At 60.9% G+C, this 20,027-nt stretch carries 17 protein-coding genes and 1 pseudogene; 11 read left to right on the top strand and 7 right to left on the bottom strand.

The genetic code is table 11. The annotated features are described in order from the left end of the window. From NKJ35_RS26940 to NKJ35_RS26915, 6 genes and pseudogenes are all read left to right on the top strand, one after another. Window positions 1-185: pseudogene (locus NKJ35_RS26940) on the top strand (transcriptional regulator); the annotation flags it as partial. 184 nt (window positions 186-369) lie between these two features. Then, window positions 370-1,881 carry an arabinosylfuranosidase ArfA gene (arfA, locus tag NKJ35_RS26935; RefSeq protein WP_352650453.1) on the top strand — a complete coding sequence of 504 codons (1,512 nt, stop codon included), beginning with the start codon at window positions 370-372 and terminating at the stop codon, window positions 1,879-1,881. Window positions 1,882-1,930: 49 nt separating this feature from the next. Then, entirely contained in the window at window positions 1,931-3,022 is a 1,092-nt protein-coding gene (locus tag NKJ35_RS26930) for an ABC transporter ATP-binding protein (protein ID WP_352650451.1), read from the top strand. A gap of 19 nt (window positions 3,023-3,041) precedes the next feature. After that, window positions 3,042-3,959: a carbohydrate ABC transporter permease gene (locus NKJ35_RS26925; protein WP_352650459.1), complete on the top strand. Its 918-nt coding sequence runs from the start codon at window positions 3,042-3,044 to the stop codon at window positions 3,957-3,959. Then, on the top strand, window positions 3,956-4,801 hold the full coding sequence (locus NKJ35_RS26920; protein ID WP_352650449.1) for a carbohydrate ABC transporter permease: 846 nt from the start codon (window positions 3,956-3,958) through the stop codon (window positions 4,799-4,801). The genes NKJ35_RS26925 and NKJ35_RS26920 overlap by 4 nt, the downstream gene beginning before the upstream one ends. Window positions 4,802-4,895: 94 nt before the next feature. Next, a complete protein-coding gene (locus tag NKJ35_RS26915) occupies window positions 4,896-6,215 on the top strand; it encodes an ABC transporter substrate-binding protein (protein WP_352650447.1) in 1,320 nt (439 codons plus the stop codon). Between the two features lie 183 nt (window positions 6,216-6,398). On the opposite strand, the gene minE is transcribed toward NKJ35_RS26915, so the two are convergent. From minE to minC, 3 genes are read right to left on the bottom strand one after another with little or no spacing between them, the layout of a single operon-like run. Continuing rightward, window positions 6,399-6,671 (bottom strand): cell division topological specificity factor MinE, encoded by a 273-nt coding sequence (gene minE / locus NKJ35_RS26910; RefSeq protein ID WP_023677151.1) that lies wholly within the window; start codon window positions 6,669-6,671, stop codon window positions 6,399-6,401. Then, the gene (minD, locus tag NKJ35_RS26905; protein ID WP_254819515.1) at window positions 6,668-7,483 is read right to left on the bottom strand and encodes a septum site-determining protein MinD; all 816 of its coding nucleotides are present in this window, start codon (window positions 7,481-7,483) and stop codon (window positions 6,668-6,670) included. Before minD ends, minE begins: the two co-directional genes overlap by 4 nt. 19 nt (window positions 7,484-7,502) lie before the next feature. After that, window positions 7,503-8,222: a septum site-determining protein MinC gene (minC, locus tag NKJ35_RS26900; RefSeq protein ID WP_352650445.1), complete on the bottom strand. Its 720-nt coding sequence runs from the start codon at window positions 8,220-8,222 to the stop codon at window positions 7,503-7,505. Window positions 8,223-8,461: 239 nt separating this feature from the next. On the opposite strand from minC, the gene NKJ35_RS26895 reads away from it, so the two are divergent. Further along, the gene (locus NKJ35_RS26895; protein ID WP_352650444.1) at window positions 8,462-9,322 is read left to right on the top strand and encodes an alpha/beta hydrolase; all 861 of its coding nucleotides are present in this window, start codon (window positions 8,462-8,464) and stop codon (window positions 9,320-9,322) included. 93 nt (window positions 9,323-9,415) lie between these two features. On the opposite strand, the gene NKJ35_RS26890 is transcribed toward NKJ35_RS26895, so the two are convergent. After that, entirely contained in the window at window positions 9,416-10,522 is a 1,107-nt protein-coding gene (locus NKJ35_RS26890) for a glycosyltransferase (protein WP_352650442.1), read from the bottom strand. 8 nt (window positions 10,523-10,530) lie between these two features. Next, window positions 10,531-12,081 (bottom strand): GumC family protein, encoded by a 1,551-nt coding sequence (locus NKJ35_RS26885; RefSeq protein WP_352650440.1) that lies wholly within the window; start codon window positions 12,079-12,081, stop codon window positions 10,531-10,533. A 166-nt stretch (window positions 12,082-12,247) separates the two neighbouring features. Here NKJ35_RS26885 and NKJ35_RS26880 point away from each other — a divergent pair, with 166 nt between their 5' ends. Further along, on the top strand, window positions 12,248-13,558 hold the full coding sequence (locus NKJ35_RS26880) for a VpsF family polysaccharide biosynthesis protein (protein WP_352650439.1): 1,311 nt from the start codon (window positions 12,248-12,250) through the stop codon (window positions 13,556-13,558). An 18-nt stretch (window positions 13,559-13,576) separates the two neighbouring features. On the opposite strand, the gene NKJ35_RS26875 is transcribed toward NKJ35_RS26880, so the two are convergent. Then, on the bottom strand, window positions 13,577-14,884 hold the full coding sequence (locus NKJ35_RS26875) for a glucosamine inositolphosphorylceramide transferase family protein (RefSeq protein ID WP_352650437.1): 1,308 nt from the start codon (window positions 14,882-14,884) through the stop codon (window positions 13,577-13,579). A gap of 336 nt (window positions 14,885-15,220) precedes the next feature. Here NKJ35_RS26875 and wecB point away from each other — a divergent pair, with 336 nt between their 5' ends. The 3 genes from wecB to NKJ35_RS26860 are packed head-to-tail and all read left to right on the top strand — an operon-like array spanning window position 15,221 to window position 18,499. Continuing rightward, window positions 15,221-16,375 (top strand): non-hydrolyzing UDP-N-acetylglucosamine 2-epimerase, encoded by a 1,155-nt coding sequence (gene wecB / locus NKJ35_RS26870; RefSeq protein ID WP_352650436.1) that lies wholly within the window; start codon window positions 15,221-15,223, stop codon window positions 16,373-16,375. After that, window positions 16,368-17,699, top strand: a complete 1,332-nt coding sequence (gene wecC, locus NKJ35_RS26865; protein ID WP_352507205.1) for a UDP-N-acetyl-D-mannosamine dehydrogenase — start codon at window positions 16,368-16,370, stop codon at window positions 17,697-17,699. The genes wecB and wecC overlap by 8 nt, the downstream gene beginning before the upstream one ends. Then, window positions 17,696-18,499, top strand: a complete 804-nt coding sequence (locus NKJ35_RS26860) for a WecB/TagA/CpsF family glycosyltransferase (RefSeq protein WP_352650434.1) — start codon at window positions 17,696-17,698, stop codon at window positions 18,497-18,499. The genes wecC and NKJ35_RS26860 overlap by 4 nt, the downstream gene beginning before the upstream one ends. Before the next feature lie 44 nt (window positions 18,500-18,543). Here the strand turns inward: NKJ35_RS26860 and NKJ35_RS26855 are convergent, their stop codons facing one another. Next, the gene (locus NKJ35_RS26855; protein ID WP_352650432.1) at window positions 18,544-19,983 is read right to left on the bottom strand and encodes a lipopolysaccharide biosynthesis protein; all 1,440 of its coding nucleotides are present in this window, start codon (window positions 19,981-19,983) and stop codon (window positions 18,544-18,546) included. Between the last annotated feature and the right edge of the window lie 44 nt (window positions 19,984-20,027).

The following is a 20,027-nucleotide window of genomic DNA, read 5'->3' as shown; positions in this document are numbered from 1 at the left end:
CCTATGTCGACGGTCTCAGGATTTCCGAAACCGGCCTCGCCGCACTCGATCTGAAGAGCCATCATTCAATCCGCGTCCGTATCGGCGTCAAGGACGACGCCGAGCGCCCCGGCGGGATCAACATTTTCGGCAAGGGCTTTGGAAACTACGATCAGGACATCCTGCTCAGGATCAAAACTGGTTGATATCATGAAACCGGGTTCTGAAGATAACGCAGCAACTTCAACTATTTGGCTTTCTGCTGTGCCAAAGCGTTCGTCTAATTGTCCTACATTTGGGTATTTTGGCTTGACGAAGGGTTGTCAATCCCGCTTTGATATCGGGCAAGATGATTTAAATCATCATTTTTGATATCGATGGGAGGAATGCATGAAGGCAGCCGTTACGGCTCATCCGCATTATGTTGTCTCGGAAATCGATCCGAGGCTCTACGGATCCTTCATCGAGCATCTGGGGCGGGCAGTTTACACCGGCATCTATGAGCCCGGCCATCCGACAGCGGATGCCAACGGCATGCGTCAGGACGTCATCGATCTCGTCAGGGAACTCAATGTTCCGATTGTGCGCTATCCCGGCGGCAATTTCGTCTCGGCCTACAATTGGGAAGACGGCATTGGCCCCAAGGAAGAGCGCCCGGTGCGGCTCGACCTCGCCTGGCACACGTCGGAAAGCAACGAAGTCGGCCTGCATGAATTTGCCGATTGGTGCACCTGCGCCAGCACCGAGATGATGCTTGCCGTCAATCTCGGCTCGCGCGGCCTCGACGAAGCCCGCAACCTGCTGGAGTACGCCAACCATCCCGGCGGCAGCAAATGGAGCGACAAGCGCATAGCCAACGGCCGCAAGGAGCCCTTCGACGTCAAGCTCTGGTGCCTCGGCAATGAAATGGATGGCCCCTGGCAGATCGGCCACAAGACCGCGGACGAGTATGGCCGCCTGGCGCATGAGACAGCCAAGGCCATGCGCGCCTTCTCCAAGTCACTTGAACTGGTGGTCTGCGGCTCTTCGAATGCCAAGATGCCTACCTACCCTGAATGGGAAGCGACGGTTCTCGACCATACCTACAACGAGGTCGACTACATCTCGCTGCACATGTATTTCGACAACGAAGCCAACGACGCTCCGAACTATCTCGCCATGAGCGAAAAGCTCGACGCTTACATTGTCGCGGTCGCCGGCGTCATCGACTATATCAAGGCCAAGAAGCGCTCCAACAAGCAGGTTTACATCTCGTTCGACGAATGGAACGTCTGGTACCATTCCAAGGAGCAGGACAAGAAGATACTCGGCGGCAGCGACGGTTGGCCGTTCGCCCCGCCGTTGCTCGAAGACATCTATAATTTCGAGGATGTGCTGCAGGTCGGTCTGATCCTCAACACCTTCATCCGCCGTTCCGACGTCGTCAAGATCGCCTGCCTGGCACAACTGGTCAACGTCATCGCGCCGATCATGACCGTTCCGAATGGCCCGGCATGGCGGCAGACGATTTTTTATCCCTATCTGTTTGCTTCCAACTATGGCCGCGGCAATGCGCTGGATCTCAAGGTGGAAAGCCCGACCTACAGATCCAGCGTTGCGGGCGACGTCGCCTATGTCGATGTTGCCGGCGTGCACGACAGGCAAACCGGCCACGCCACCTTCTTCGCCGTCAACCGCCATTCGAGCGAGGCAATCGAAACAGTGGTCGACCTCTCCGGCTTCGGCGCGGCGGAGATCGTCGATCACCAGCTGATGGCACACGCCGATCTGAAAGCCGTCAATTCGGCCGAAAACCCTGGCAATGTCAGCCCCAGGAAGGGTGAGGGCGCCGCAGTCGTCGGCGGCAAACTAAACCTGTCGCTGCCGGCGTATTCCTACCAGTTCATACGCCTGAGGCTCTGAGTTCGGGCGAATCATCGAGAAAGCGCAAACGCTGAGGAGGAGCGTCGACGTGACGGCCGATATCGAGATCAGGAACGTGAGCAAGCAGTTCGGTGCCATGACGGTGCTGGATCATCTGTCGCTCTCCATAAGGGCACGCGAATTCATCGTGTTCCTGGGGCCGTCCGGCTGCGGAAAATCGACGCTTCTTCGGATGATCGCCGGTCTTGAAGCCGTCGATAGCGGCGAGATTGCCATCAACAACGAGCGCATCGATCATCTGCCGCCGGGCAGGCGCGGCATTGCGATGGTGTTCCAGTCCTATGCGCTTTATCCGCATATGACGGTGCGCGACAACATGGCCTTCGGCCTTGCGAATATCGGCGTACCAGGCAAGGTCATCGAGGCGCGCATCAACGAAGCCGCCCGCATCCTCGAAATGCCGCATCTGCTCGATCGCAAGCCGGGCCAGCTCTCCGGCGGTCAGCGGCAGCGCGTCGCCATCGGCCGTGCGATCGTCAAGGAACCGAAGGCCTTCCTGTTCGACGAGCCGCTGTCCAATCTCGATGCGGCGTTGCGCACCCGTACCCGCATCGAGCTTGCCCAGCTTCACCAGAGGCTGCAATCGACGATGATCTTCGTCACCCACGACCAGGTCGAGGCAATGACGCTGGCCGACCGCATCGTCGTCATGAACAATCGCAAGATCGACCAGATCGGTACCCCGATGGAGATCTATGAGCGCCCGGCGACCAAATTCGTCGCGGGTTTCGTCGGCGCGCCGGCGATGAACTTCGTCGATGCGACACTCGACAGATCGGGCAAGAACGCCACGGCCAGCTTTGCGGACGGCATATCGGTGCAGACCGAGATCGCCTCCAGCCAATTGAGCGACGGCCACTACACTTTCGGCATCCGTTCGGAAGACGTGCGCATCGTTGCCGCCGGACAGGGCAATGCCGACGGCGTCGTCGATGTGCTCGAGCGGCTCGGCGAACGCACCCTGATCTACGCGCGGCTGGGCGATGGCCAGCAGATCGTCGGCTCCGATGCCGGCAACAGCCGCGTCGCCGTAGGCGACAGAATCGGGCTCGCCTTCGACGGCCAGAAATCGCATCTGTTCAACGAGACCGGCCGCGCCTGGCACGCGAGGGAGGCCTGAGATGGTTGACCGGCTGGCGATGTCCCCGACCGCGACGCTTGCTGTCGGCGTCAGAGCCGCTACCGCCGACATCTATGCGCCGCAATGGCGAAACTTCATTTTCGTTGCGCCATTCTTGTTCTTCTTCACCACGCTGCTGCTCTTCCCGCTGCTCTGGGGGATGTGGCTGAGTTTCCACAAGGCCGACACGTTTTCGTCCGGAAATTTTGTCGGTCTCGGCAATTACGCCAGGCTGTATCACGACAAGGTCTTCTTGCAATCGATCTGGAACACCTTCTACTTCGTGCTTCTGACGGTGCCGACCCTGGCGCTGATCGGCCTTTTCCTGGCGCTTTGCCTCAACCGCCGCACGCGCACTGCCGCGGTTTTGCGGACGCTGTTCTTTTCCTCGTCGGTGCTGTCGGTCACCATCGTCACGCTGATCTGGCGCATCGTCTTCATTCCGAATGTCGGGCTGCTGTCAACGATCTACGGATGGTTCGGCACAACCGCACCGGCCTTCATTTCCGACCCCAGCCTTGCGATGATCGGCATCGCCATTGCCACCATCTGGTGGTGCATCGGCCTGCCGATGATGCTCTTTCTCTCGGCGCTCCAGCAGATTCCACAGGATATTTACGAGGCGGCAGCGCTGGACAATGCCAATCGCTGGCAGACGCTACGCTCGATCACGCTGCCGTCGATCAAGCGGACCTTCATCCTGGTGATCATCATCCAGATCGTGCTGCAATTCCAGCTGTTCGGCCAAGCCTGGCTGATGACGCGCGGCGGTCCGAACAACCTGACCAAGCCGATCGTGCTCTACATCTACGATACCGCATTCCGTCGCTGGGATCTCGGCCTGGGCGCCGCGGCATCGGAAATCCTGTTCATCCTCATCCTGGTCGCGGCCATGGCCCAGTACCTGGTGACGCGCAGCAGGGGAGACCAGGCATGAGCGCCACGGCTTCCATCAAGGGCCGGGCATTTGGCGACCATTTGTTATTGGCCCTGGTCATCCTGCTTTCGATCGTCATGATCGCGCCGGTTCTGTGGGTCATCGGCCTGTCGCTTAAGGACAATACGGAGCTGATGGCCGATCCGAATTCGGTGTTTCACGCGCCCTATACGCTGAAGAACTACATCAACACCGTCGGCACCTCGTCGGTGTTCATCTGGGTGCGCAACAGCATCATCGTCTCGGGCGGATTGACGCTCGGCACGTTGATCCTGTCGTCGCTCGCCGGCTACGGCTTTGCACGGCTGAATTTCCCCGGCCGAGACGTGCTGTTCGTGATCGTGCTGTTCGGCCTGGCGGTTCCGGAACAGGCGGTGCTTGTCGCCCGCCACCAGATCTTCAGCATGCTGAAGTTCCACAACAACTATCAAGGGCTCATTCTGCCGGGCCTTTCGGCTCCGTTCGGCGTCTTCCTGATGACCCAGTATTTCAAGGCCATCCCGAAGGAGCTGGACGAAGCCGCCATGCTCGATAACGCCAGCCGGCTCAGGATTTTCTGGAAGGTGCTTCTGCCGCTCACGCTGCCTGCGCAGGCGACGCTCGGCATCTTCACCTTTCTCGGCGCGTGGAACGACTACTTCTGGCCGCTGATTTCGGCGACGAGGAAGGACATGTTCACGCTGACGGTCGGCATGGCCTCGACCCAGACCAATTTCGCCCAGTCCGAAGGCATCGGCTTCCTGATGGCGCAGGCGGTGTTCGCCGGTGCCCCGATCCTGATCGTCTACCTGTTCTTCCAGAAATACATCGTCACGGCGGTCTCCGGCGCTGCGGTGAGATAACGAAGATAGCCTGACGGCCGGGGGAATGCGCAGCGATTGAAGCACGAAAGCCAATCCAGGGTGGAGCGGCGGAAACTCAGTAGGAGGAACTGATATGAAACTGAAGAAAATACTGTTTGCCGCAGTCTCTGTGGGCGCAATGCTGCTCGCAGCTCCAAGCTTCGCGGCCACGGAACTGAGCGTGCAGCGCTTTTTCGGCGCCTGCGATGCTGATTTCGGCACCAACACCGATGCCACCAAGGCCGTTGGCGAATGCGGCATCATCACCTCGCTGATCAACAAGTTCAACGCCGACAATCCCGATGTCCACGTCAACGTCACCACCGTGGAATGGCCCGGCTATGATCAGCTGACCGCCCAGTTCGCTTCAGGCGACGCTCCGGACATCGCCACGATCCATGAATCCGTACTGTCGGATTATCAGTCGAAGGGCCTGTTGATGCCGCTCGACGATCTCTTGAAGTCGGTCGGCGTGACACCCGACGCTTTCACCGACGCGGCACGCAATGGCGCCACCAAAGACGGCAAGATCTATGGTCTGCCGATCGACAGCTGGACGATGCTCTATCACGTCAACATGGATCTTTTCAAACAAGCCGGCCTCGTCAATGCCGACGGCACGCCGATTTTTCCAAAGTCGCCCGAGGAACTGCTCGCCCAGGCCGAACAGTTCAAGCAGAAGACGGGCAAGCCTTATTTCGTCCAGAACCTGGCCAATGAGACTGCACTCTACACACGCAACCTCTACACCTATCTTTTCCAGCAGGATTCCGATTTCTTTGCCGATCCGAAGCATGTGAAATTGAATACGCCGGAAGCCAAGAAGGTCGTCGAGATGTACAAGGCGATCTTCGAGAAGGGCTACACCACCAAGGATCTCGACTATGGCGGCTCGATCAACGCCTTCCTTGCCGGCGAGGGTGGCGTCCATCTCAACGGTACGTGGGTGGTCGGCGATTACAACGCCCAGTCCGAGACCAAGGGGACGGCGCTCAACAAGGGCGGATATGCGGTCTATCCGTATCCGCAGCTGTTTGGCGGCGCCCATGCGCAATATGCCGACGGCCACACCTGGGCCGTTTCGCAGAAAGACCGCACGCCTGAACAGATCGCGGCTATCGGTAAATTCCTGAAATTCTTCGCCGACAACGACTTCGAATGGTCGCGCACCGGCCACTTGCCAGCCTACAAGGCCGTCATCACCTCGGACGCCTTCAAGGCACTGCCGCATCGCAACACAATCTCTGCGGTCGCTGATCTCGGCAAGCCGCTGCCGTCCGCCGTACAGCGTCAGTTTGCGATCCAGGACATTATTGGCGAAGAGATGAGTGCAGCAATCAGTGGCCAGAAGGACGTCGACACCGCCCTTGCCGACATGGAAAGCCGCGTCAACGAATTGCTCGCCAACATTTGACCACGGGTTTCGAAAGGCCCTCCCAAGGCCCCCCGCGGCTGGAAACGGCCGCGGGGTTTTGGTGAGGGAGTGGTTACTGTCCTCGACTTGCGAGAACTTGCCGGTGGCGACCGGCTCAAGCACACCAACCACGGCGCCGCAATTTCGGCAGCAGCCGACGCAAGCCCTGACTGGAGGGTTTCGTTAGAACGCCGCGGCCATGGGCATTGCGACTTTGTTAGGGATCTGGATGTCGATCTCCAATCTCGACGTCGTTTCGCCGTGATCCATGCTTACCTGCAGGAAATCCTGGTCGACCTGAACATGCCGGGCGATCACCGCCATGATCTCCTCGCGCAACACGGAGACGAGATCGGGCTGGTTGCGGCTTCGACGCTCGTAAGCCAACAGCAGTTGCAAGCGCTCGCGCGCCACGGGCGCGCTGCCGCGGCGCTTGAAGATATCGAGCAGGTTCATGCTGCCCTCCTTCCCAACAGCCGGTCGAGGAGGCCCCTCCGTTCGAAAGGCAGAATGACCGGCAGGTCCTCGCCCTCGAGTCTTCTTGCCGCGTCGATATAGGCGCGTGCGGCGGGGTTGGTGTTTTCGCTGAGCGTAACCGGCGCGCCCACATTGGATGCGCGCAGCACGTCCTGGCTCTCGGGAATTATTCCCAGCAGAGGCGTGGACAGGATCTCGAGAACGTCATCAATGCTGAGCATCTCGCCGCGGGCAGCGCGGGCAGCGTCGTAGCGCGTGACGAGGACGTGTTTGGCAATCGATTCACCTTGCTCGGCTTTCATCGTCCTGGAGTCGAGCAGGCCGATGATGCGATCGGAATCGCGGACCGAGCTCACTTCCGGGTTGGTAACGATTACCGCCTCGTCGGCAAAGCGCATGGCAAGTTGCGCGCCCCGCTCTATGCCGGCCGGGCTGTCGCAGAAGACGTAGTCGAAAACCGATCGCAGCTTGTCGATGACATCGGCGACTCCTTCCTCGGTGAGAGCATCCTTATCGCGCGTTTGCGAGGCCGGCAGCAGGAACAGCGTTTCGAGCCGCTTGTCACGGATCAGCGCCTGCGAGAGCTTGGCGGTTCCCTGAATGACGTTGACGATATCGAAAACAACGCGCCGCTCGGCGCCCATGATCAGATCGAGGTTGCGCAGCCCGACATCGAAGTCGACGAGGGCCACCCGCTTGCCGGTTTTCGCGACCGCGGCGCCGAGAGCGGCCGTCGAGGTCGTCTTGCCGACACCCCCTTTGCCGGATGTGACAACCACTACCTTGCCCATATTTGTGCCTCCAATGTTGTTAGTTGAGCGGTGCGACGCAAAGCGCGCCGTCCTCGAGAAAGGCCTGTACCGGCCTTCCTCGCGAGGAGGCGTCCATCTCCTCGGCGGTGCGGTACCAGCCGTCTACCGCCAGAAGTTCGGCTTCATTTTTCCGGCAAAAGATGCGAGCTGCGGAATTTCCCGTGGCGCCGGCGAACGCACGTCCACGCAACGTGCCGTAGACGTGGATCGATCCTCCGGCGATGATCTCGGATCCGGAACTGACGGAGCCGACAATGACCACGTCGCCATCGGGGTGAAAGATCGACTGGCCGGAGCGGATCGGTGCCTTGATCATCAATGAGTTCGGCGCCTGCGGCTCTTTCGTCTTGGCCTCAGCGGCGGCCTTCGGGTTCGGCTGCGCGTAAAGCGTATCAGCGGTGGCCTCCTTGGTGCCAATGAGGAGCGGCGGCAGATCGGCATCAAGAGCAACATTGCCATCGGCCTCGATCGCGTAAATGCGAATCCCGCGCTCCGCGAGTTGTGAGACCAGATCCCGCATCTCGCCCACCTCGGGCTTGAACATAGTCAGATCGAGCACAACCGGGCGGCCGGCAAAGAAGCCGGGAGAGTTTTCGGTCCAGTGATCGAGGCTTTGCAGCCATTCCCCTAGCGGGGCCTCAGGGGTGAGGGTGAAGGCTACAAACGAGCGCGCTCGAAAGCGTATGGACTTGTTTTGGATGGGAGCGACGCAGGTCACAGAGGCGAGTCCTTACTGATTGGTTAAGGCTAGCCCGGCATGGTTAACGAAAAGTTAATGGCGGCTGCCCGAGGCGTTGGCGGAGGCATTCTTTTTGCCTCCGATCGTCCCGCCGGCGCCCTGCTTCCGGTGCAAGACGAGGTCCTCCTCGGGGCTGCCTGGAGGCGCCTCCAGTTCACGAAGTCGGCCGACCGGTATAAGATTGCCGTGGACGCCGGGCTTATTAAGGAGTTATCGGTTTGACAAGCGTTGCCAGGGGGTCTGTCGCAGATCGCGGTCGCGCTACCTATGACCTTGGCGCGACCGCCATCTTTGCTTCCAAATCAGACCCGCGCTTTCACTATTGCCTGTATGTGCCTCCCGCGGTTGGAGAAGGGGCCAAAGTCGACCTGATGGTCGCTGTCCATGGCACCGGCCGCACCTCTTTTCTTGGATTCCGCGACGCGTTTTCCGAGTTCGGACGCTGGAACGGCTGCGCCGTGTTGTGTCCGCTGTTTCCGATCGGCGTTCTCGGGGACGATGCCCGCAGTGGGTACAAATATATGCTCGAGGGCAACATACGCTACGATCAGGTGCTGCTCGCCATGATTGAGGAGGTCAGCGCCAAATACAGTCAGGATTGGAGCCGCTTTGCCATGTTCGGATTTTCCGGCGGCGGGCATTTCACGCATCGTTTTGCTATCCTGCATCCCGACAGGCTCTGGGCGGCCTCAATCGGCGCGCCAGGCTCGGTGACCTTGCTCGATCCGACGCATGACTGGTGGGTGGGCATTCGCGATCTGCCGGAGAAGTTCGGCATCACCTTCGATGCCGCAGCGCTGGCAAAAGTGCCTTTCCAGATGATCATCGGCGACGCTGACCTGGAGACTTGGGAAATCACTCATGTCCAAGGCAGCACCCATTGGATGCCAGGCGCCAACGATGCCGGGCGAACACGGCCGGAACGCCTCAGGGCATTGTGTCGATCGTTCGAGGAGGCGGGTGCGCGCGTGCGTTTCGATTTGCTGCCAGGCGTATCTCATGAACGGGACGCGGTTCTCGATTCCGTCAAGGACTTCCTCGCCCAGCAACTCAAGGAACGACGGGACGCCTCACCATGAATCGTTGCGCTTCAGCTTGTGAAGAGATTACGGCAATCAAAACCCGACCGCGTCGATCGCATCCAACAGCGATCTGCTGGCCGTGCGCGACAACTAGAGCAACGCTTCGTAGCGATCGCCGATCTTGTCGACTGTGAAATCCACCGCCCTGTTTTTCAGCACGGCAGCAGGGATGGGGTGATCCAGCATTTCGGCCATCGCCTTCGCCAGGGCTGCGGCGTCACCGACCGGCACCAAGGTGCCGAAGCGGCCGTCACCGAGTATTTCGCGCGGGCCATGCGGGGCATCGGTGGAGATTACGGGGACACCTGCAGCCATGGCCTCGACCAACACGTTGCCAAAGCCTTCGCTGGTCGATGACAGAACGAACAGATCGGCTGCGGCATAGCAAGCTGCGGGGTCGTTGACGTAGCCGGCAAAGAGCACGCGCGCGCCGATGCCGGTCTCTTCGGCATAGGCGTGCAATTCGGCAGCCAGAGGACCTTCGCCGAAGATGACGAGCCGGGCAGGGCGGCCGGCGCGCAGGGCAGCGAAGGCCCGCAGCAAAGTCCGGTGGTCCTTGACCGGCACCAGGCGTCCGGCGGTGGCGATGACCGGGCCATCGCCCATCGCCGCCAACGCTGCCTGCCAGGCATAGGAATTCCTCTGCGGTGCTTCAGCCGGCGGCAGCGGGTTGTTGATGACGACGACCTTGGATTTGGGGAAGCCGCGGGCGATGATGTCACGGCCGACACCCGCCGAAACGGCGATGGCTTTGGTTGCACGCGCGCCAACCAGCGCGGAAAACCCGATCGCCAGTCTCGCGCCGAGGCCGCTGGCAGGCAGCGAGGCGGCGGCGTGGAAACTTGGAAAGAATTTTGCCCGGCTTCTGGCCAACATGAGTGACAGCGCCATCACCAGATTGGCGAATTCCGGGGCACTATAGACCGCATCAGGATCAAGGCGGCGGAACAAATTTGCGCTTCGCACGATGCCTTTCAGCGTCGCCGACTTGGCGTAACCCTCGCCGCGCAAGAGAAGGCCGAAGTCGATCAGATGCACGGCAGCGGAGCGCAGCGCGGCGTTGGGGCCTTGCGCGTTCCAGGTAAAAAGCGTGACCTCGTGGCCACGCGACGCCAGTTCATTTGCCATCAGGACGAAGACACGTTCGGCGCCGCCGCCCCTCAGGCTGGCGATGTGGAAAACGATGCGCTTCACCATGCCTTGCGTCAGGCTCGGCCGGCGGCAAGGCCTGATCGGTTCGGCGGCCGCCGCATGTCGCAGATGATGCCCATGCCGATGGCCAGCAGCATGCCCAGGGCAAAGCCTGCGAACGCTCCTGCGCCTGCCACCAGGGCAGTGCGCGGGGGCCATGAGCGCGCGGGCGGGGGCACCGCGGTCGAAATCACCTGTACGTTTGTCGTGTCGATCTGCTCGCGCTCGCTGATTTGGCGTGCACGTGACAGGAAACTCTCATAGACGGCTCTCTTCGAGGCGGCATCGCGTTCAAGTTCACGCAGGGCGACTTCGGACTCGCTGTCGGTGAAAACATTGCTCTTCAGATCGTTCATCCTGGCGTTGAGAGAAGCCAACGAGGCCCTGGCCTTGTCCAGGCTGGCCTTTGCCGTGCCGACGGTGCGGGAGAACTCGGCCCGGAGTTGCGAGTTGACGGTCTCGAGTTCCGTCCTGAGTCTGACAATCGTCGGGTGACGCGGGCCGAAGGTCATCGATTGTGAGTCGATCTGCTGCCGCAGGCTATTTGACCTGTCGCGCAGCGCTGCGAGCGCTTCCGAAACCGTGGGGTCGGGATTGGCCCCATTGATGCCGGAGGCAACCAGGGCGTCGTAGCTTGCCTGCGCGGCGATGACGCGCGATTGCGCATCGACGATTTCGCCATTGAGCTGCGTCATTGTCTGCGAACTGACAAGCTGGCCATTGCTGGAGGACAGATTGTGGCTACGCCTATAGCTCTCGACCTTCTCTTCGGCAGCCTGCACGTCGCTCTTGAGTTGGCCAAGCCGGCTGTCAAGGGCTGCCGCGGCACGGCTGGCGCCGGCAGCTTCTGCCTTGGCCAGTTCTTCCTGGAAGTTTTTGACTAGGGCCTGCGAGATCAGGATCGCCTTGGCGGTGGTTTCCGCAGATACCGAGAGGGTTGTGACGAACGATGTTGGGTCCGCGATGGCGTCTACCCGGTCCGCCAGGTTCTTCAAGGCGATAAGCCTCGGGTCGGGCTTCGCCACAGCGCCAGACGAGGATGTGCTCTGGTCCGGATCGAAGAATTCTGGATCGTGAGTCAGATTCAGTTCGTCCACCACACGGGAAAGCACGTTGCCCGAGGTCAGGATGCGCTGCTTGCTGCGCGTGCTGAGCAGCTGGCTATCGACCTGGCCCGGTTGCGAGTAGAGGTCGTTTTCCACAACCTGCAAATTGGAAGGGTTGATGAGGACCTCGGTCGTGACGGTGTAACGCTGCTTGCTCAGCAATGCATAGGCGCCGCCGACAATGCCGCCGATTACCGCCAGCATGAGCGCCAGGGCCAGGCCGGCCCGCAGCCAGACGAACAGGCGTCGAAAATCGAGCTCGAGGAAATCGCCGATCTTGTCCAGGGTCACCGTGGCGACAGGCTCCGGAGGTTGCGGCGTCACCGGTGCGGAGCTTAGCGCCGCGACTGGGCCATGCTGTTGCAGCAATGCCCTGCGCCGTGCATTGGCGATACGCTCGAATGCACTGTTGTTGGAAGCCATCGCGGAGATAGGGGGGGTGCCGGAACCGGCAGACATGGTGACAACCCTTGTTAAATCATTACGCTTGGCCTGCTCTACAGAAACATCGTTAACATCTTATTTTCCAAGTTGGCCCATTTTGCCGTTCACACGGTCCGCTTGGCGGATACTGAAGGGATTCGTTGCCCAGAATGCCGTTCGAATATCGCCACTGGGATGGGCCATGAGCTATCCCGCTGCCGCATCGGAACGATTGTTGTCCACCCAGGCGCGCCGTCAGAACGCGCTGTCGCTGCTGTTTTTCCTGTGCGCGGCGTTCGCGTTCCTGCTTCGCTTTACGGTATCACCGCAGGTGATGAACATGGTCGTCGACTATACGGCCCAGGGAGGCTCGTTCTACGAGAAGCTGCATTTCGGCACCTATGCGATCTTCCTGCTGCTTGCTGTCGTTCTTTTCAGCCGACCGTTTCTGCTGCAGGGCGACGAAATTGGAATATTCAAGGCGTTGGTCCGCTATTCGGTGCTGATGTTCGCGCTGGTGCCTTATCTGTTCGCTACCGGCCGCGCGGGCTCCTCCGGGTTCATCATCGATACCTATCTGGTGGCCGGCGCCGCAGGCCTGTTGATGCTGGCATTAAACGCGGAGTCGCGGCGGGCGCTGGGCGACGTCGTGCTTGGCATGGCTATCCTCAGCGCCGTGATCGGCACGATCGAGGCCGTGACTCAACATCGATTTCTGCCGTACGGTATCAACGAACTGCAGTTCAGGCCGATCGGCCTGGCAGCCCACCCGCTGTCACTGGGCGCGCTCTGCGCCACAGTCATCGGATTCGTACCGCTGACGCGCTGGCGCATATGGGTGCGGGTGGTGGCGATCTTCGTATTGGTCGTCGGTTGTGCTGCATCGGGCGCTCGCGCCGCACTGCTGCTCGCTGCCGGAGAAATCCTCATTCTACTGCTGTTCGTGCCTTGGCCGGGCCTGTCGCTCAAGTATGAGCGGCAGGCCAAATTTGTCGTGCTGATGTTCACCGTGACGGGTGGCGCGGTGCTCGTAGCGATGCTGTTTGCGGGCGGTCTGCTGAACCGGTTCAGCAACACCATCTTCGACCAAAACTTTATGGCCCGGGTGACGATCTACCAGGTGTTCGGACTTGTCAGCTGGAAAGACATCCTGTTCGGCATGAACGGCGACGAACTCCTGAAGATCGTCAACGAGAAGCTGCATCTCCCCTTCATCGAGAGCGCGCCGGTGGTCATCATCATGCTCTTCGGCCTGCCCATAGCAGTGCTCTTTACAGTGTTGATATTCTGGTTCATTTTTCGGCTGCTGCGCGGGGCGCCGCTGCCTGCCTGGATAGGCACCATGACTTTCTTGCTTGCCGCGCTGTCGAACAACGCGCTCTCTTCAAAGTCGCCGGAGATTGCGATTATGGTGGTGTTGCTGCTTGCCTTCAGAAAGCAGCCCTATCGGGGCCAGTTCGAAAGCATTCCTTCGGCCGCTGCGTCCCACCCAAACCCGGCTGGATCTCGTTAAGCCCGACCTCAGATCCGGTCAGCCGGCGCTGTCCACGACCTCGACACGTCCCGCGCGGTTGAGCGTGTGAATGCCCGCGCGGGCCCATGCCGGCCCCGGATCGATTGGGCGGGGCAGTTCGAAACGGATATCGAAATCATCAAGCCGATCCAGTCGCATTAACCCCAGGCCGCCACCATAGGCTCTTGAGCCGTTTTGCACCGGCAGCAGCAGCGAGCCCTCCTGGCGGATAAAGGCGCCGCCTGGCCGAGTGGCGGAGTGGTCGACCGCGACGGGATTGAGCGCGTGCCCAGCCCACGGCCCACGCAATGCCGGGGCGGAATAGACCGCCATCGTGTCAGACGCGCTACCGTGACCGAACCGCTCAGTCCCCAACAGCCAGAAGCGGCCGTCGGATTCGAGCAGCGTGGCGTCGTTGAAATCCCTGTTCGTCATCAGCACCGTATCGCGTACCCAGCGATCCGGAAACTGCACGGCACGGTAGAGCACCAGTTCGCGTGCCGTAGCGCTTTCCGGGATCATGAAAATCTCGCCGGAGCGAGCGAACACCTGCGGATATGACAGGTGGTGTGCTTCCTCCAGCACCACCTTCGGCACGCCGAAAGTGCCGTCGGTGCCGAGTTCGGCTACCGAAATCACGCCGCGGCCCGTGGCATAGGGAAATTCCTCGACAAACAGAAAATGGCGGCCGTCGCGCTCGAGAACGAACGGATCGGCGTAGAAGCGCTGCCCGTCATCGGCAAGCACGGTGAACGGCTTACCGTCGAGTCGTCCGGTCTCGGCGACGCCTGGACCGTCGATCAGCCGGTAAGCAACCTGCCAATAGAAGGGGCGCCGACCACGTCGCAGTTTTTGCACCGCGCGGTCGACCATTCCCCTGCCGAAAAAGGGCAGATAGTGCCTGATAAATCCGCCTTTCTGCAGGGGCGGCGCCGGGCTCTCAATAATCGGCGCAAGTTTGCCCGCGGAAAAGCCGGCGACACATTGGGCGATCAGGGAGATGGCGCCGGCGAGCAGGTCGTTGCTGGTCCGGGAGAGCCATAGCCGATCGCTGATCATCGGCCGCGCCCTGGCGACGGCAACGCCGTCGAGGCGCGAGGTGAGTTCGGGCAACCGCCCGCTCGCCAGCATCTCGGTCATGCCCGCGGCAAAGCTGCTGTGGCCGCAAAATTCGAGCGTCAGGACAGGCGTGCCCCGTCGTGCGGCGGTAGCGGTAAGATCGACTACAAGATCGACTGGGCCGGTGTCGCCGGATGGCAACGGCTCGGAACGGCTTGCCAGTGAGGGGCCGAAGCGCCGGCCCTCGAGCGCCAGCACATTATCCATTCCGCGCGCATTGGGTTCAGGCGTCGGCGCGCGGCTACTCGAAACCGCATGTCCAGCCGCACTCAACCGCGCCAGAAGCTCATTTTCCCAGCGCCGGGATGCGTCGGCGTGGCCGATGATTAAAATATTAGTCAATCCAATATATTCTTTTTCAAGACTACTACCGTAGACTACTTGTCAGCCCAACCTTTCACAAGAGTTAAGCCGGGAGAACGCGGCCTTGGTTGTTAATCATATATTAAGAATTGAGATCACGAAGGCGCTTCTCGACGCTATTATAGCTCGTGCGGGCAATAGTCGGCATATCCCGAAGGCTGCAGGCGACCAGGATCAGCGATGAACGTCCTTTCACGTCCAAAACTGCCATCGAGGCAGAAACTGCTGATCGTGTTCGGCACGAGGCCGGAGGCACTCAAATGCTTTCCAGTGGCGCGTGCCGCCCTTGCTCATCCAGGCTTCATCACCGAAATATGCATAACCGCCCAGCATCGCGAAATGGTCGACCAGGTTGTCGAGCTGACCGGCCTGCCTGTGCATCACGATCTCAACATCATGCAACCCGGCCAGTCGCTGTTCGACGTGACCTCGCGCGTGCTCCTGGGAATGGCCGAGGTGCTGGACAAGGCCAAGCCCGATATCGTCATGGTGCAGGGCGACACCACCACGGCGATGGCCGCGGCTCTGGCTGCCTTCTACAAGCGTATCCCGGTCGCTCATGTCGAAGCAGGATTGCGAAGCCACAACATCAGCTCGCCGTTTCCTGAAGAACTGAACCGCAAGATTGCCGGCGACATCGCCACCTGGCATTTTGCGCCGACCGTTCAGGCGCGCGACAACCTCATCGCCGAAGGAAAAGCCGAAAGCACCATCTTTGTGACCGGTAACACGGTGATCGATACACTGTTGCATTTTTCAAGCGCGATCGATGCCGACAGGCTGATGAACGCGAAGCTCGCTGCCCGCTTCCCTTTCCTCGACCCTTCCAAGAAGATGATCCTCGTCACCGGCCATCGCCGCGAGAATTTCGACGGCGGCATCCAGCGCATCTGTACCGCGTTGAAGGGATTGGCGGCGCGCGGAGACGTGCAGATCGTCTACCCTGTCCATCCAAACCCCAATGTGCGCTCAGTGGTCAACGCAGAGCTGGAAGGCGTGCCGAACATCCACCTGGTCGAGCCGCAGGACTATCTGCCGTTCCTGTACCTGCAGAAGCAGAGCTATCTGGTGCTTACCGATAGCGGTGGCGTGCAGGAAGAAGCGCCTTCACTCGGCAAGCCGGTGCTGGTAATGCGCGAAAATACCGAGCGACCCGAGGGGATCGTGGCCGGCACCGCCCGTCTTGTCGGCACCGATGTCGAGAAAATCCTGTTCAACGCCAATCGCCTGCTCGACGATCAGGCTGCCTATCGCGGCATGGCGGAACGACACAACCCATATGGCGATGGCCGGGCCAGTAACCGGATTGTTGAGGAACTGCTGCATCATGGCTGAAATCAAAACCGTTTCCGTAATCGGCATGGGCTATATCGGCCTGCCGACCTGCGCCATTTTCGCCAGCCGCGGGCTCAATGTCATTGGCGTCGATGTCAACGGAGCGGTGGTCGAGAAGGTCAACCGCGGCGAAATCCACATCGTCGAGCCGGACCTTGACGGTCTGATCCAGAAGGTCGTGGCGAACGGCAAGCTCATGGCCTACAGCACGCCGCAGCCGGCGGACGCCTATATCATCGCCGTGCCGACCCCGATGACCCACGACCATAAGCCGGACGTCACCTACGTGCTCGCGGCGGCACGAAGCATCGCCCCAGTGCTGAAGCGGGGAGACCTTGTGGTATTGGAGTCGACATCGCCGGTCGGAACCACGCGGATCATGACCGGGCTGCTTGCCGAATTGCGGCCCGATCTCAAATTTCCTGTCCAGCATGGCGAAGACGCCGATGTGCTGGTCGCCTATTCGCCGGAGCGCGTGCTGCCGGGAAAGGTGCTGACCGAGCTGATCAACAATGATCGCTCGATCGGTGGATTGTCCCGCAAATCGTCGGAACGGACCGCGGCACTCTATTCGACCTTCGTCACCGGCGACCTGTTCATGACAACGGCCGAAAGTGCTGAGCTGGTGAAACTGACGGAGAACGCATTCCGCGACGTCAACATCGCCTTTGCCAACGAGCTTGCCGCAGTGTGTCAGGATCTGTCGCTCAATGTATGGGAAGTGATCGATCTCGCCAATCGGCACCCTCGCGTGAACATCCTCCAGCCGAGCCCGGGCGTTGGCGGTCACTGCATTGCGGTCGATCCATATTTTATCATCGATGCCGCACCCAACAGCACGCGGCTGATGGCTTCGGCACGCCGGATCAATTCCGAGCGGCCCATGTCGGTGGTCAGGGATATCGAGGCCTTGCTCGATCCCTCCCGCAAACAGACGATCGCCTGTCTTGGCCTCAGCTTCAAAGCCAACATCGACGATTTGCGCGAGAGCCCGGCCGTCGAAGTGGTGAAGCTTCTGTCCGATATCCCCAATGTGAAGATCATTGCGGCTGAACCCAACACAAATGCGCTGCCGCACGAGCTCGAGGGCAGGGGCATCGTGTTCACCGATGCACTTTCGGCCATCGACAAATCCGATATCGTCGTCCTCCTGGTCGACCATCGGCAATTCAATCTGGTCGACCCCGAAGCGCTCAAGGACAAGAAGCTCGTCGATACGAGGGGCCTGTGGACGTGGCGCAAGGCGCGCAAGCCGGACGCCCGCATCGAAGGCAAGAAACCAGAGATCGCACAAGTGCCGCTTGCAAGGGAGCAGGCCGCATGAACGCGCACGCCCCGGCATGGGCGCAGCATTCCCTGTTGGCGTCACGGCGCCGGGAGTTCCTTGGCGCACCTATCCATGCGCTGACCATGGCAGAGACGCTGGCCATCGCCGAAGAGGCGATGACCCTGCGGCGGCCGCTGCACCATGTGGTCGTGAATGTCGCCAAGCTGGTGACCATGCGCCAGAATGCCGAACTGCGCGACGACGTGGCCGGGGCGGACGTCGTCAATGTCGATGGCATTGGCGTGCTTTGGGGTGCGCGTTTGTGCGGCGTCGCGCTGCCCGAGCGCGTGGCGGGCGTCGACATCATGATCAATCTGCTGAGCCTCTGCGCGATGCGTGGATTCAGGCCGTATCTGCTGGGGGCCGAACAGCACGTTCTCGATGCGGTCGTAGCGAGACTTGCCAATGACCATCCGAGCCTCAGCATAGCGGGGACGCGCAACGGCTATTTCAAGCCGGAGGACGAGGCCGGGATCGTCGCGGCGATCAACGCCTCGGATGCCGACTGCCTGTTGGTGGCCATGCCGACACCGCGCAAGGAACGCTTTCTCAAACGCTACCGCGATGAACTCGCCCCAAGCTTCGTGATGGGCGTGGGCGGCAGTTTCGACGTCTATGGCGGCAAGGTTGCCCGTGCGCCGAGGCTGATACAAGCGGCCGGCCTGGAGTGGCTGTTCCGCGTCGTCCAGGAGCCGCGACGCTTGTGGCGCCGCTACTACGATACCAACACTGCCTATGCCGGGCTGCTCTGTCGGGAGTTGTGGGAGCGTCGCTGGCGCCGAAACGCCGGTTTATAGATTCGCGTTCCCTCACAAAACAGGCGTCGGCCCTGAACTTCGCCTTACGCGATCCGCAGCCGCGCCCGCAGCTGGGCGACGAATTGCGTCGCTGCTACAGGATGGAACAACGAGGTCAACCCGAAGAAGACCGCAGCGCCGGCGGTGCCGCCGGCGACAAGCGAGAAGATCGCCGGCACGTCGCCGGCCACCATGCTGGCAAGCTTGGCGGCCACCCCCGTGCTGAGCGAGATGATTACCGAGACACCGATGTCGCGCCACGGCACCGGCACCGGCGTGAGCCGCTCGCTGATGACAATGCAGGTTATGGAGCCCACCATCGAGCCGCCCGCCAATGCCAAAGCGGCGCCGATCTCGGCCATCGGGGGGATCAACAGCAGGGACAATGCGATTGTTGCCACCGAGCCGAAGAGGTTGGCGATGATCAGCAGCCACGGCCGCTTGTGCGCGTGCACCACGACGCCATAGACGAAGCTGGTGAGGTTGGCGCACAGCACGCTGAAGGCAATGATCGGAAACAGCAGGCCGAAGCGGCCGTGATATTGCGAGGGCAGCATGAGCTCAGTGATATCGCCGCTGAGCGCAACCAGCATCGCTGCAATAGGCAGACAAAGCCGCATCATCAAGGCCATCAACTGCGACAGCAACCGACCCGATGCCGCGGGCCCGTCCTCGTCGAAGCGGCTGACCACCTCGGGAAAGGCGCCCATGTTGATGGCGTTGGCGACCATATCGATCGGTTGGCGGGCTAACGCATAGGCTGCGGCGAAGATCGCCACGGCGCTGGCATCGTAATAGAACTTGAGGAACAGACGCTCCGCGCTGTTGAGCCCGAACCCAACCAGCGCCATGATGATCAGCGGCACACCGAGCGCAAAGAAGTCTCTGTGGGTGAAACGCGGCGGACCGGTAACGACGCGTCGGGATGCCATGATCCCCGCCACGATGCCGGCAATCAAGGCGCCGAGGCTCGAACCGAGCGACACCGTCAGAAAGCTGTCCTGAAAGACAAGGATAGCGCCGATCGGTAACGCGAGTTGCAGCAGGGCACGCAGGGCTTCTAGCATCGAATAGACCGAATGGCGCTGCTGCATCTGCAGCACCGTCAAGGCGAAGCGGCTGATGGACCCGGCGACCAGATAGCCGCAGACCGCGATCGCGAACTCGACCCAGCGTTCAGGCACGATCACCGCCGACGCGCCTACCGATATGACCAGCGCCAGGGCCGTGGTCGCAAGCAACACCTGCCCCGCCAGCATCAGGCTGCCGCGGCTGACCTCGCCCTTGCCGCCAAGCCTGAGCAAGGCGATGCGCAGCCAGTTGGTGACGGCAATGTCGGTCATTTCACCGACGGTCACCACCAGGGTGAGCAGGCCATACTCGGTCTGGTCGATTAAACGCGTGACGACGACCAGCAGGAGCAGCGCCGAAATTCGCGTCAGCAGGATCGCCGGAGCATAAATGAGCGTGGAACGGAGCAGCAAGGGCGTGTCCCTGGAAAACTCACCTTCGACTAGCCGCCGACTGG

The sequence above is a fragment of the Mesorhizobium sp. M0136 genome, from assembly GCF_040322515.1.
Lineage (GTDB): Bacteria > Pseudomonadota > Alphaproteobacteria > Rhizobiales > Rhizobiaceae > Mesorhizobium.
This window is presented reverse-complemented; position numbering and strand designations above follow the sequence as displayed.